We start from the raw sequence: 12323 nt of genomic DNA, 5'->3' as shown, positions 1-12323 counted from the left end.
CGACCCATCCGGGCTGATCGGCCGCCCGTTAGTGGCGTTTCGTCCCAGACGGAACGTCTCTCGTCACATCTCTCGTCACATCTCTCGCCACATCTCTCGCCACATCTCTCGTCCCGGAACGCGCCCCGCCTTCCCGGTGGGCGACGGGGCCAGCAGCGCCGCGGAGACCAGCGTCGATGAAGAAAGCAGGCCCACGAGCGCGAAGCGTTCACCCGAGCCGAACATGCTCAGGTGCTGCACGTGGTAGAGCGAATGGAAGACGCAGAAGACGAGCCAACCCGCACCGACCGTGATGACGTACCGGTCGCTGTCGGCAAAGCGCCAGGCCGCGGCTGTCACGGCCAAAAGGGCCATGTACAACGCGGACATGTCCTTGACCAGGTGCTCGTTGTACGGACCGAGGCGAGGCTGCCAGGGCCGGCCGATGTGAGGAGAAGTCTCGTACCAGAGTTCGGGCGCGAAATACGCCCACACATGACCCAGGCATGCGAGAACCAGAACACCGAGAAGTACCCGTCGGGTCACGATCTTTCCCATGGCCATGGGACCGTGACCTGCCATCACATGTGACACGCGATCAGGTATGACCGTCGCCACACTACTGCGTACGCCTCAGGAACACGGCGAAGGGCGTTGCCGTGGCCGCGCGGCCCTCGGCGATTCCCTGTCCATGGCCGACCGACGACGGCGGGTCCGCTGGTCGCGGGCGAAGTCGGTGGCCAGGCCAGCGCCGCTACGAGGGCACGGTCAAGCCCGGCCGGCCCCGCTCGTGCGCGGGTGCGGGTGCGGGTGCGTGTGCGTGTGTGCGGAAGAATGTGCCCATGGCTGAGAGTGGGGATTTTCGGGACGGCCTCGCGGATCGTTCGGCGGTCTTCGATCGGGTGTCGGTTGCGGAAGCCGCACGCCGGGCCGAGGAGGAGCGGCTCCGGGTGGTGAGGGAATTCCCGCTGGAGAGCTGGGCCGAACTGGCCCTGGAGCGATACGCCTTGGGGCCGGCGGCCCATCGGAGCCCGGCGTACTCCTTCTGCCGTCTGCTGGAGTACGGCACCGACACCATAGGCAGCATCCGCGGTGGCAGCGCGGCGAAGCACATCGTGTACCAGCACCGGACGGGCGAGTGGCGGGTGGTGCCCAGCGCGCTGCGGGGACTCCGGGTGCACGAGGCGTGGACGAGAGTGCGCGCCGAGTTCGTGGCTGCCTTCCACGCGGCGGCCGACGGCGAGTACGACCGTATCGACGAGCTGGAGTTGCTGTCGTACGGCCAGGCGCTGACCACGAAGGCGCTGGCGGTCTATTTCCCCGGCGTCTTTCTGCCGATCTTCTCCGCGGCGCACGTCCGGCACTTCACGGCGCTGCTGGGTGGCCGACCGCACCAGCTCTCCTCGGGCACACGAACCTGGCGGGCCAACCGTGAACTGCTCGCGCTCGTCCGGAAGGTGCCGGAGTTCGACGGGTGGCTTCCGCATGAAGTGATGGAGTTCCTGTACACCTTCCATGATCCACGGCCCAAGGACCGGGTGATCTGGAAGATCGCGCCGGGCGAGCGTGCCAGTCTCTGGGACGACTGTCTCGCGAACCGTCGCATCCGGATCGGCTGGGACGAGGTCGGCAGCCTCGGCCAGTTCGAGAGCGACCAGGAACTCAAGGAAGCACTGAACAAGTACTGGCCCGGCAGCGCGGGTGGGAACCTGCGGCTCGCCCGCCAGATGCTCGCTTTCCGCGACCTCGAACCCGGCGATGTGATCGTCGCCAATCGGGGCAAGTCCGAGGTGCTGGCCGTGGGCCGGATCGCCGAGGGCTACTCCTACGACTCGGGCGCGGAGAAGCACCGGCACACCGCGGGAGTGGACTGGGACACGTCATACGCCCAGCTCTTCGACTCGCCGCGGCACGCCTGGCAGCAAACCCTCGCCAAGGTTCCCGCGGCACTGTGGAGGGAGATCCGGAACGGGCGTGGCGCGGCGCCGGCCGAGTCCGTACGGCCGGAGGTCGCACCGGACACCGAACTTCCCGACGCCGTACGCAGGGTCCGGGACCTGCTCGACCACAAGGGACAGGTCGTCCTCCAGGGCCCGCCGGGCACCGGCAAGACACGGCTCGCTCTCAGCGTGGCCCTCGCGCTGGCGGGCCGCGGTGATCTGATCGACGCGCCTTCGCGGGAACGGGCGTCGGCACTGGCCGAGTTGTCGCATGTGCCCGAGGAGAAGGAACCGAAGTCGCCGGATGGGCCCGGGGGCAAGGAATCGAAGGCCGCGCGCCTCACCATGGTGACCTTCCATCCGTCCTACGGGTACGAGGACTTCGTCGAGGGGTTCAAGCCGGACCTGGCGAAGGCCGGGGCAGGGCTCAACCTGACGCTGACGGACGGGTTGTTCCGCCGGGTCTGCGCGGCGGCCGAGAAGGCGCCCGACGAGACGTTCCTGATCGTCGTGGACGAGATCAACCGAGGTGATCTGCCCCGCATCCTCGGCGAGTTGATCACCCTGCTGGAACTCGACAAGCGAGGTTCCGTCTCCATCACCCTGCCCACCAGCGGCCGGCAACAGACCGTGCCGCGGAACGTCCGCATCATCGGCACCATGAACTCCGCCGACCGCAGTGTGGGACACATCGACGCGGCGATCCGCCGCAGGTTCGCCTTCGTCGACGTACCGCCGGATCTCGATGTGCTGGACGGCGAAGTGGAGGGACTCGGTCTCGCCGACCTCCTGGAGGGCCTGAACACCAAGCTCGATGCCTGCTTCGGGCCGGATCACCTGCTCGGGCAGGCGTATCTGCTGGCCGACGACCGGCCGCTGGCCACCGCCGAACAACTCTCCCATGCCTTCCACCACGAGATCGTGCCCCTCGTGGCGGACTACTGCCTGGGCCAGCCCGACCTCCTGAGGGAGGTGCTCGGCAAGCTGGTGGACGAGCGCACGGGTCGGGTCGCGCAGAGCAACCCACAGGACCTGCCGGGCATGCTGGCCGACGAGTTCGCGGGGACCGGGTCCGCGGGCGAGGGACCTCCGGACGACGTCGAGGCCACCGGCTGGGACGGAGAGTAGCGGGGTGGCCCGGACGACCGCCCGGCACGAGGTGATCCTCAGCGAGCACGAGTCCGTCACCGTTCCCCGCTCCCGGCTCTACGGAGACGACCTCGACAGACTCCGTTCGGTCAAGGCCGTCGGAGTCGTCGAGGTCGGCAACGGCTACGTACTCAAGGCGCGGGCGACGACGGGAGTGCTCCAGCTCGAACGGATACGGCTCGTCCTGCGCCCCAAGTTCCCGATCCCCGGCAAACAGCTGATCAACTGGCTCTGCTACGCCAACGGCCGACGCGAACCCGACGAGACCCTGCGCAACTGGCCCCTCGGTAAGGACGGATACGCCGGGCTGGTGCCCGCCGCCCTGCTGCACGAGTGCCGTCTGCTGTTGCGCCGCGGCCTGCGCAGGGACTACGTACGCCGCCCGCGGGTCGCCACGGTCCTGCGGGGCCGGCTCGATGTCGAGGCGCAGGCGACCCGGTGCTACGGCGCGGTCGATCGGCTGCATCTTCAGACCTTCGAGTACGAGGACGGGGGCTGGGAGAACCTGGTGTGCGGCGCCGCACTCACGGTCGCCGCCCAGCGGTCCACCGACCCGGTACAGACCCGGTGGCTGCTCGACACCGCGGCCCGGTTCCCTTCCCCGCGCCGGCCCCTGGACGCGACGGCCATGCTGACGCAAGGGCAGTACACGCGCCTGAACACGCACTACAGAGCCGCTCACGCCTGGGCACGGCTGGTTCTCGGCGGGGGTGGTGTGACGGATCTGCTGGATCCCTACGGCTTCGGAGCGAAGAGTCTGCTGCTGAATCTGAACGTCCTGTGGGAGAACGTCGTCCGCCGGATGGCGGTCGACGCGGCCACGGCTCTGGGTGGGCGGGGCGCGCGACCGGGAGAAGGGGTCATCCGCACCCACGGAGGGCTGAAGGACAACACCCCGCCGTTCAACCCCGATGTGCTGCTGGTCTTCCCCCCTCGGGGCGAGGGGTCGGCCGATTCCCGCTTCCTCGCCGTGGACGCGAAGTACAAGAGCTATGTGACGAAGAACGTCTCCTCCGCCGACCGGCACCAACTCCTCACCTATATCGCCGGGTACACGGACCCGGCGGACGCGCTCGCGCTCGTGGTCCATCCCGCTCCCGGCGGTTCACCCACCCAGCGCGACCTGCGGGTCGAGGGACCGCGAGGCCGACTCGGCATCATCAGGGTGCTGGGCCTCGACACCCTCGGCACGCCGGCGAACGCCGCCGGCCCCCTACGGAAGGCGATCGCCGACTTCGCCACCGCACCGGAGGGGTCAGGTCCGTCCCTGCCGTAGGGGGCGGGAGGCCGCGAGGCAGGAGGACAGCCGTGTCGCTTCCTCGCGGTTGACGACCAGGTCGGCAACAGTGATCATCGCGTCCGTCGGGCAGTCGGGCCGTCGGGCCGTCGGGCCGGTTTTCTCGCCGCGCCGCTGGGCGAACACGGGTTCCTCTCCATACCTGTTCATGAAGTATCCGACGTAGTCCTTGGCGGTGATCCCACGGGAGGGGCGTGCGAGGATGACCGGCGTGAGTGGATCGTCGTTCCCGCCTGATTCCGCGCCCGAATCCGCGCCTGATTCCGCGCCTGATTCCGCGCCCGATTCCGTGCCTGAATCCGCACCGGACTCCGCATCTGCATCCGCATCTGCATCCGCATCTGCATCCGCATCCGCATCCGCGAGCGAGTCGCGGGTGCGCGGGCTGGGGGCTCGGGGTGCTGGTGTGTTGGTGTTCGGGGCGTCGGCCGCGGTGTTGGTGGTCGAGATTGTGGCTCTGCGGCTGTTGGCTCCGTATTTGGGGCTCACGCTGGAGACCAGCACGATGGTGATCGGGATCGCGCTCACGGCGATCGCCGTGGGGTCGTGGCTCGGTGGTCGGGTCGCCGACCAGGTCGATCCTCGGCGGCTTCTGGGCCCCTCGCTCGGGGTGTCGGGGGCGGTGGTGGCGCTCACCCCCGCCGTGCTGCGCACCAGCGCGGAGTGGGCGCCGGCGTTGCTGCTGCTGATCGCGTCGCTGACCATTCTCGTGCCGGGCGCGCTGCTCTCCGCGGTGACGCCGATCGTGACGAAGCTACGGCTCACCAGCCTCGCCGAGACCGGGACGGTGGTCGGCCGGCTGTCCGGTGTCGGCACCGCCGGCGCCATCGTCGGCACCGTCCTCACCGGCTTCGTCCTGGTGTCGCGACTGCCGGTCAGCGGCATCCTGATCGGCCTCGGCGCACTGCTGGTGGCCGGCTCGGCGCTGGTCGAGTGGCGCACCCGGGGCTGGCGCGGCACCCCCGCCCTGGCCCTGGTCGTCGTCGCCGGGGGCCTCGGCACCGTGGTCGCGCCCGGCGCCTGTGACGCGGAGACCAGGTACCACTGCGCACGGATCGTCACCGACCCCGACCGGAAGAGCGGCCGTACGCTCGTCCTGGACGGCCTGTGGCACTCCTACGTCGACCTCGACGACCCGACGTTCCTGGAGTTCACGTACATACGCGCCATCGCCTCGGTGGTCGACACCGCCTTCCCCGAAGGCGAATCCCTCGACGCCCACCATGTGGGCGGCGGCGGACTCACCCTCCCCCGCTATCTCGCCGCCACCCGGCCCGGGACACGGAGCCTCGTGTCCGAGATCGACGGCGGGGTCGTACGCATCGACCGTGAGCGGCTCGGTCTGACCTCGGAGGCCGGGATCGACGTACGCGTCGAGGACGGCAGGCTCGGACTGCGGCGGCTGGACGACGACAGCCGGGACCTCGTCGTCGGCGACGCCTTCGGGGGCGTCAGCGTGCCATGGCACCTCACCACCGCGGAGGCGATGACGGACGTACGGCGGGTGCTCGACGAGGACGGGGTGTACGTCGCCAACCTCATCGACCACGGTGGGCTGGACTTCGCCCGTGCCGAAGTGGCCACCCTCGGCGAGACGTTCGAGCATGTCGCCCTCGTCGGCGCGCCCGTCGACCTCGGCCTCGGCCCCGATCCGGACGCCACCCCGGTGGGCGGCAATCTGGTGGTGATCGCCTCCGACCGGGCCGTCGACCCGCGCGCTGCGCAGGAGGCGCTGGACGCCCGGCACACCGGCTGGCGGATTGCCACCGGTGACGACCTGACCTCGTGGATCGGTGACGCGCGACCGCTCACCGACGACTACGCGCCCGTCGACCAGCTCCTCCAGCCGTCCACCACGCGACGGTGACCGGGCGGCGCCGTCGGACGCGCGGGGCCCGGTAGCCCGTCGCGATCAGGATGAACTGGGCGTAGGAGTCGGCGTTCATCAGGGCGCGCCGTCCCATGGCGTACCAGTCCGGCTGACGGTTGGAGCCGTCGTTCGCGCCGCTGTACGTGGCGGGGTCCCGCAGGGCGCGCTTGCCGAGCATGGTCGCCTCGCGCTCCGCCGCCCCCTCGGGCACCAGGGCGTCCGTCGCGGCGTTGCCGTCCTCCTCCTGCAACTCCATGTCGCGCGCGCTGTACGGGTAGTCCAGCGTGCCCGCGAAGCGGTGGGTCGCCTCGTGGATGATGTACCAGGCGTTCTGGCCCTCGTCGGTGAGATTGATCGGTCCGCTCCGGCCCGCGTCCATGGTCGGAAGGCCCCTGCTCTTCCGCTGGTTGGGGTGGAAGACGCGGTTGTACAGGTCGCTCGCGCTGGGGGCGACCCAGCCGGCGACCCCGGGGTCGGCACCGCCGTCGCCCACCAGGGTGATCTCGGCGCCCTCGGCGCCCTCGGCGTTCAGGCCGGACTGGACGCGCCGTACGACCTCGATGATCCGCGGCAGGAACGTGGCGATCTGCGCGGGCGTCGCGGCCCGGAACGCGGGGAAGCCCGACTGGAAACCGGTCAGCAGTTGGCCGCCGGGGGCGTTGCCCGCCGGGGGCGTTGTCCGCCGCCGCCAGCTGGGTGAGCAGCGTCGCGAGGGCCTGCTTGGCCTCGACCAGGGCCTTGCGGGTCTGGTTCTCGCGCTGCGGGTACCTGTGGTCCGGGATGGAACCCTTCAGAGGGGAGGGGCCGCGAGATGCCGGGAGGGAGGGCCGGGAGGAGGCCGAGGGGAGGCCGAGGGGAGAGCGCGCGGCTGGAGGTGACAGCGCGTGACCTGGGGGCGCGTGCTGCTTGGGGGCGTGCGCCCCGGCGCACTGCTATGGCTCTTCCCATTCGGGTGATTTATGTCAAGTAAGTCACTTCATGGGACCTACCATCCCCTCTCGTGACAGACAGTCAGAGCAGGAGGGCAACCGATGTCGTCGTTCTCGGTGCCGGACCGGCGGGGCTCGTGCTCGGCAATCTTCTTCAGAACAGGGGGGTCGACTGCGTCGTCCTGGAGCGCGCCGAGCGCGCGCACATCCAGACGCGGGCGCGCGCCGGGTTCCTGGCGGCCAACACCGTACGGATCCTGGAGCGGCACGGGCTGGCCGAGGGGCTGCGGCGGCACGGACAGGCGCACAGCACCTGCGAGTTCCGCAGCGCGGACGGCCGGTTCCGGCTCGACTACGGCGGGCTCGGGCGGGGTGAGCGGCACACCGTCTACCCCCAACAGCTGCTGGTCACCGACCTGTTGACACGTTTCCTGGCCGTCGGCGGCCGGGTCGAGTTCGGCACCGAGGCGGTCGCCGTCCTCGACGCCGACACCGACCGTCCCTCGGTGACCGTGCGCGAGGCGGACGGTCGGCCCGGCCGTTGGGGCGCGCGGTACGTCGCCGGGTGCGACGGGCGGCACGGCGCCGCCCGGCGTTCGCTGCCGACCGGGACGGTGCGCCGGCACCACTGCGACCACGGCGTGACCTGGCTCGGGCTGCTCGCCGAGGCGCCGCCCAGTATGGACGCCGTCGGATACGCGGTGCACGAACGGGGATTCGCCGGGCACATGGCGCGTACGAGCGAGATCACCCGCTACTACGTGCAGTGCGCGCGCGGTACGGCGGCCGACTCCTGGTCCGAGCAACGGATCTGGGACGAGCTGGACCTGCGGATGCGGGGAGCGGAGTACGGCCCCCTGCACCGGGGGCGTGTCGTGCAACGCGCCGTCGTCGACCTGGAGTCCGACGTCCTCGAACCCCTGCGCCACGGCTCGCTGTTCCTCGCCGGGGACGCCGCCGGCCTCGTCAGCCCCTCCGCCGCCAAGGGCGCCAATCTCGCGGTCCTGGAGGCGGAGATCCTCGCCGACGCCCTGGCCGACGACCTCGTCCACCGCGACTCCAAGGGGCTCGACGCCTACTCCGCGCGGTGTCTGCCGTACATCTGGCGCGCGCAGGAGTTCTCGCACTGGATGATCCGGTTGCTGCACGGCGGGCCTGGCGGGCACGGCGGGCACGGCTCGTCGGAGGGCTGGTCGGACGGCTCGGCCGGCGGCGCCTCTCCGTTCCATGACTCCCTGCGGCGTTCCCGCATCGACTCGCTGCGGACTTCGCGCAGCCACCAGGACTGGTTCGCCGAGCACTACGTCGGTGTCTAAGTCCCCTTCCACCCCGCACTTCCGCCTGTACCGAATGAGGGTTCCCGTAATGATCACGACGCCGTCGGGCGACACGTCCCGTCTGCTCGCGACGGTCGACTTCGTCAAGCAGCAGGACACCGCCGCCCTGTTGCCGCTCCTGTTCCCCGGGCTCGACGGTCCGGAGCTGCGGACTCTCGTGGAGCACTGTCGTTTCTCACATGCCGCGCTGCTCGTCTTCCCCTCGGACGAGGCGGAGTTGCGCGCCATGCTCGGCGACTGCGGGCTCGACGCGGCCCTGCCGCCGCGGCCGAGTGTCGTCGTACGCGAGCGACTGGCCGTACGGCATCGACGGCCGGCCGCCGAGCTGGACGTCGGCATCCTGCGCCCGGCGGTGGCCGGCGTGGACGGGGCGCACCGTACGGTCGAGGTGTTCGCGCTGACCGTGCCGCCGGGGTCGGGGCTGGACGAGATCGCCGCGCACGAGCGTAAACAGGCGCACGAGACGCATGTCGCCTTCGATGTCGCGTCGCCGAATCCGCTGGTGCTGCGTGGCCTGTGCGCGACCTTCGCGCGCTACGGAGCCACCCCGGACGGCGGTGGCTACAACCCGCACGAGAACGGCACGGTCTTCTACTTCGGGGCGCCCGCCGAGGCGAAGGTCGGTTGTCGGCGTGTGGAGTTGTACGTCCCCGGCGACCACCGTGACGTGCTCGCCGCCCACCTCGCCGAGCATCGCGCCCGACAGCCTGCCGAAACGCTCCTGCGCCTGCTGACCGGGGCCTGGACGACACAGGCGCTGGCCGTGTTCGCCCAACTCCGGGTGCCCGACGCCATGGACGGCGAACGCGGGGTGGGTGTGGAGGAGCTGGCGCGGGAGGTCGGTGCGGAGCCGCGGAACCTGGCGACGCTGCTGCGCTATGTCGCGATGCTGGGCGCGGTGACGGAGGGCCGCGACGGCTTCCGGCTCACGGAGACGGGCGCGCTGCTGCGGGACGGTGCGCCGGGGTCGATGCGGGCGCTGGCGCTGATGTACGGCGGGCCGTTCTACGAGTCCTTCGGCGGGCTCGGGCACACCGTGCGCACGGGGCAGGTCGCCTTCGAGCATCTCTTCGGCGAGAACCACTTCGACCACTTCGCCCGCGACCCCGAACTCGCCGAACTCTTCGACCGGTCGATGGCCGCCGGGGCCGCCATGTTCGACCCGGTGCCCACGCATCCGGTGCTGACCGCCGCGGCCGGGGCGCCCGCCGGGGCCACGGTGGTCGATGTCGCGGGCGGCAACGGGGAGTTGCTCGGCCGGATCCTCGCCGCGCACCCGGGGCTGAACGGGGTGCTGCTGGAGCGGGCGCACGCCGTCGAGGCCGCCCGGCTGCGGCTGGAGCAGGCCGGCCTCGGCGCGCGCTGCGCCTTTGTGACCGGTGACTTCGCGGACGTACCCACGGGTGGTGACGTCTACGTCCTGTCCCGTGTCCTGCACGACTGGGACGACGAGCGCTGCCGCGAGATCCTGCGCCACTGCGCCCGCGCGATGCCCGAGCACGCGGATCTGCTCGTCGTCGAACGCGTGCTCCCCTCCGACGGCTCGGTCTCGCTGGCGACCGCCTGGGATCTCCACATGATGTGCAACGTCGGCGGACGCGAGCGGCGGGCCGGCCACTACGGGCGCCTCTTCGCGGACGCGGGCCTGACCCTGGTGGGCCGGTCACCGCTGCCGCTGGACGGGCATGTGCTGCATGTCAGGAAGGCGGGGGCCGCGTTCACGGGGTGAACGGGGTGTCCACCAACCGCCGTTCCCAGCAGCCGCGTTGTGTCACCGCTCTGCAACAGCGGTGTCCTGAAGGGGGGACGGGCGTGACCAACGGGCTCCGCGCCCCCTCCTACCCGGTGTCCTGCTCGACGCAGGACCGGGAAGCCGACGGAACCGCCGCCGGATCTCCCCCCGCCCCGCCCCCGGAAGGAACCACCCCCGTGATCAACCGCCACCTCCGCAAGGCCGTCGTCGTCACCGCCGCGATCACCGCCGGACTGCTGATGACCGCATGCCAGAACGGCGCCGACGCCGACTCGTCCGGTTCGTCCGGCGCGGGCGGATCGGACAAGGCCTCGGTCGCGGAGAAGGCGTCGAACGCCAAGGGTGCCAAGGGCGTCAGCGGCTCGTTCGACAACGGCCAGGTCAGCTATCTGGCCCCGGGCAAGTACATCGTGTCCGTGTCCGGCAAGGACGACCAGCTGTTCTGGGTCGCCGACGACACCGAGGTCTACGGCACCGGCACCATCTGCGGGGAGGCGGGGTCCAAGGTGGACGCGCCGTGCACGCTGGACCAGTTGGAGGCCGCCACCAAGAAGGCCGCCGTGAACGCCGACGTGAAGATGAAGGACGGCGTCGCGACCCTGGTGACGGAGCGGCGCGCGGCCCAGCAGGGCTCCGGCAGTGGCAGTGGCAGCGGCAGCGGTTCCGGTGGTGGTTCCGGTTCCGGTTCCGGGTCCGACTCCGGCTCTGACTCCGACTCCCGTGACACCGCCGTCGAAGGCATCGACAAGGGCGAGGGCGTCAGCGGCACCTGGTTCGGGAACGTCTCCTACCTCGCGCCCGGCAAGTACACGGTCTCCGACTCCAAGGGCACCGAGCAGCAGTTCTTCGTCTCCGAGGACACCGAGATCATCGGCTACGACGACATCTGCGACGCCGTGAACACCGGCCCCGGCGGCGAGGGCGGCAAGGAGTGCACCGAGGCCGAGCTGGAGGCCGCCGCCAAGAAGGGTTTCTCCGCGGAGGTCGTGATCAGCAACGGCATCGCGACCAGCATCCGCGACGACAACTGACCCGTACCCTCGCCCCGGCGGCGTCGTTACCATCGGTCCATGACGTCGGAGCAGGTGGATGCCGCGTAGGGCGCCGCGCACGGTGCGGGCCTCCGGGGCCGCCGGGCAGGGCGAGGGCGCGGTGAGCACCTTGCTCGTCGGCGCGTGTCCTGGGCCTCCGGTGTGCACCGGCGTCCACACCTACCTCTTCGTCGACGGCCTCGACATGATCACGCGCGGCGACAGCGGCATGGTCGGCCTCGGTCCGGAGCGGCTGCTCCGGCCGGGCGGGCCGCTCTGTCCGACGGACATGCCGCGCACGGTGGAGGTGGCGACCCGGGCACGGCCGGAGCCGGGGCCCACGCCCGAGTCGGACACGCTGACCGTCCGCATCCGGCTGCGCGGCGGGACGGTCATCTGGTCCGGCCTGGCGTACCCGGGCCCCGACGGCGGGCCCGTCGAGGAGGCCCGCTTCGATCTGGCGCAGTACCTGGGCGAGATCGGGCGGGCGTACGCGGCGCTGGTGGGCCGGCCGTGATCGCCGGGCGTGGGCGGGCAGGGCCTGGTCACGTCACACGGCCGCGGCCGTCGTCGGCCTCCCGGTGCATACCCACGCAGAGCGCCCAGACGATGAAGAGGTTGACGGCCACCAACGACAGGGCCCACAGCGGGTAGTACGGCACCCACAGGAAGTTGGCGAGCGCGCCGAGCCCGGCCACGGCCACGCCGAAGAAGCGCGCCCACAGGGCTCCGCCGAGCACGGCGCACCCCGCGAGGACGAGGACGGTTCCCAGGACGAGGTGGACCCAGCCCCAGCCCGTCAGGCTGAACTCGAAAACGTAGTCGCGTGTGGCGAGGAACAGGTCGTCCTCGGCGATCGCCGTGATCCCCTCGAAGATCGCCATCGCCCCGCCGAAGATCATCAGCACTGCCGCGAGGACGGTGGTACCGGATGTGGGCCCGTGCCATGGGCGTGGGTCGACGTCGGCCGATCCGGTTCGGGTGGCGCCACTGGCCATGTCGGCCTCCTCGGGTCGGAGAGCCGTCCGGTCGGACACC

Annotated in this window: 11 protein-coding genes; 7 read left to right on the top strand and 4 right to left on the bottom strand. The window is 70.9% G+C overall.

Going from position 1 to position 12323, the window contains the following annotated elements; all coding sequences use genetic code 11:
* Positions 1-75 precede the first annotated feature (75 nt).
* Positions 76-537, bottom strand: coding sequence for a hypothetical protein (locus tag F9278_RS25805; RefSeq protein WP_152170438.1), 462 nt, complete (start codon positions 535-537; stop codon positions 76-78).
* A 284-nt stretch (positions 538-821) separates the two neighbouring features.
* Here F9278_RS25805 and F9278_RS25800 point away from each other — a divergent pair, with 284 nt between their 5' ends.
* Together F9278_RS25800 and F9278_RS25795 are read left to right on the top strand one after the other, a co-directional pair.
* The gene (locus tag F9278_RS25800; protein ID WP_226966944.1) at positions 822-3047 is read left to right on the top strand and encodes an McrB family protein; all 2226 of its coding nucleotides are present in this window, start codon (positions 822-824) and stop codon (positions 3045-3047) included.
* 4 nt (positions 3048-3051) lie between these two features.
* Positions 3052-4344, top strand: a complete 1293-nt coding sequence (locus F9278_RS25795) for a 5-methylcytosine restriction system specificity protein McrC (protein ID WP_152170436.1) — start codon at positions 3052-3054, stop codon at positions 4342-4344.
* Here F9278_RS25795 and F9278_RS25790 read toward each other — a convergent pair.
* Positions 4324-4515 carry a hypothetical protein gene (locus tag F9278_RS25790; RefSeq protein ID WP_226966943.1) on the bottom strand — a complete coding sequence of 64 codons (192 nt, stop codon included), beginning with the start codon at positions 4513-4515 and terminating at the stop codon, positions 4324-4326. The genes F9278_RS25795 and F9278_RS25790 overlap by 21 nt on opposite strands.
* 256 nt (positions 4516-4771) lie before the next feature.
* Between F9278_RS25790 and F9278_RS25785 the strand changes: the two genes are divergently transcribed.
* Positions 4772-6232, top strand: coding sequence for a fused MFS/spermidine synthase (locus F9278_RS25785; RefSeq protein ID WP_226966942.1), 1461 nt, complete (start codon positions 4772-4774; stop codon positions 6230-6232).
* Here the strand turns inward: F9278_RS25785 and F9278_RS25780 are convergent.
* The gene (locus tag F9278_RS25780; protein ID WP_152170435.1) at positions 6174-6728 is read right to left on the bottom strand and encodes a hypothetical protein; all 555 of its coding nucleotides are present in this window, start codon (positions 6726-6728) and stop codon (positions 6174-6176) included. The genes F9278_RS25785 and F9278_RS25780 overlap by 59 nt on opposite strands.
* Before the next feature lie 507 nt (positions 6729-7235).
* Here F9278_RS25780 and F9278_RS25775 point away from each other — a divergent pair.
* The 4 genes from F9278_RS25775 to F9278_RS25760 all read left to right on the top strand — a co-directional run bounded on the left by F9278_RS25775 (position 7236) and on the right by F9278_RS25760 (position 11802).
* The gene (locus F9278_RS25775; RefSeq protein WP_152170434.1) at positions 7236-8480 is read left to right on the top strand and encodes a 4-hydroxybenzoate 3-monooxygenase; all 1245 of its coding nucleotides are present in this window, start codon (positions 7236-7238) and stop codon (positions 8478-8480) included.
* 49 nt (positions 8481-8529) lie between these two features.
* Positions 8530-10230: a methyltransferase gene (locus F9278_RS25770; protein ID WP_152170433.1), complete on the top strand. Its 1701-nt coding sequence runs from the start codon at positions 8530-8532 to the stop codon at positions 10228-10230.
* An 83-nt stretch (positions 10231-10313) separates the two neighbouring features.
* A complete protein-coding gene (locus F9278_RS25765) occupies positions 10314-11285 on the top strand; it encodes a hypothetical protein (protein WP_152170432.1) in 972 nt (323 codons plus the stop codon).
* A gap of 58 nt (positions 11286-11343) precedes the next feature.
* A complete protein-coding gene (locus F9278_RS25760) occupies positions 11344-11802 on the top strand; it encodes a hypothetical protein (protein WP_226966941.1) in 459 nt (152 codons plus the stop codon).
* A 28-nt stretch (positions 11803-11830) separates the two neighbouring features.
* Here the strand turns inward: F9278_RS25760 and F9278_RS25755 are convergent, their stop codons facing one another.
* Positions 11831-12283, bottom strand: coding sequence for a DUF7144 family membrane protein (locus F9278_RS25755; RefSeq protein ID WP_152170431.1), 453 nt, complete (start codon positions 12281-12283; stop codon positions 11831-11833).
* Positions 12284-12323: the final 40 nt, after the last annotated feature.

The organism is Streptomyces phaeolivaceus, from assembly GCF_009184865.1.
Taxonomy (GTDB): domain Bacteria; phylum Actinomycetota; class Actinomycetes; order Streptomycetales; family Streptomycetaceae; genus Streptomyces; species Streptomyces phaeolivaceus.
This window is presented reverse-complemented; position numbering and strand designations above follow the sequence as displayed.

Excerpts from the sequence above, each read along its gene's own strand:
- F9278_RS25805 (WP_152170438.1), bottom strand. The coding sequence starts at position 537 with ATGGGAAAGATCGTGACCCGACGGGTACTTCTCGGTGTTCTGGTTCTC.
- F9278_RS25800 (WP_226966944.1), top strand. The coding sequence starts at position 822 with ATGGCTGAGAGTGGGGATTTTCGGGACGGCCTCGCGGATCGTTCGGCG.
- F9278_RS25790 (WP_226966943.1), bottom strand. The coding sequence starts at position 4,515 with ATGAACAGGTATGGAGAGGAACCCGTGTTCGCCCAGCGGCGCGGCGAG.
- F9278_RS25770 (WP_152170433.1), top strand. The coding sequence starts at position 8,530 with ATGATCACGACGCCGTCGGGCGACACGTCCCGTCTGCTCGCGACGGTC.
- F9278_RS25760 (WP_226966941.1), top strand. The coding sequence starts at position 11,344 with ATGCCGCGTAGGGCGCCGCGCACGGTGCGGGCCTCCGGGGCCGCCGGG.
- F9278_RS25755 (WP_152170431.1), bottom strand. The coding sequence starts at position 12,283 with ATGGCCAGTGGCGCCACCCGAACCGGATCGGCCGACGTCGACCCACGC.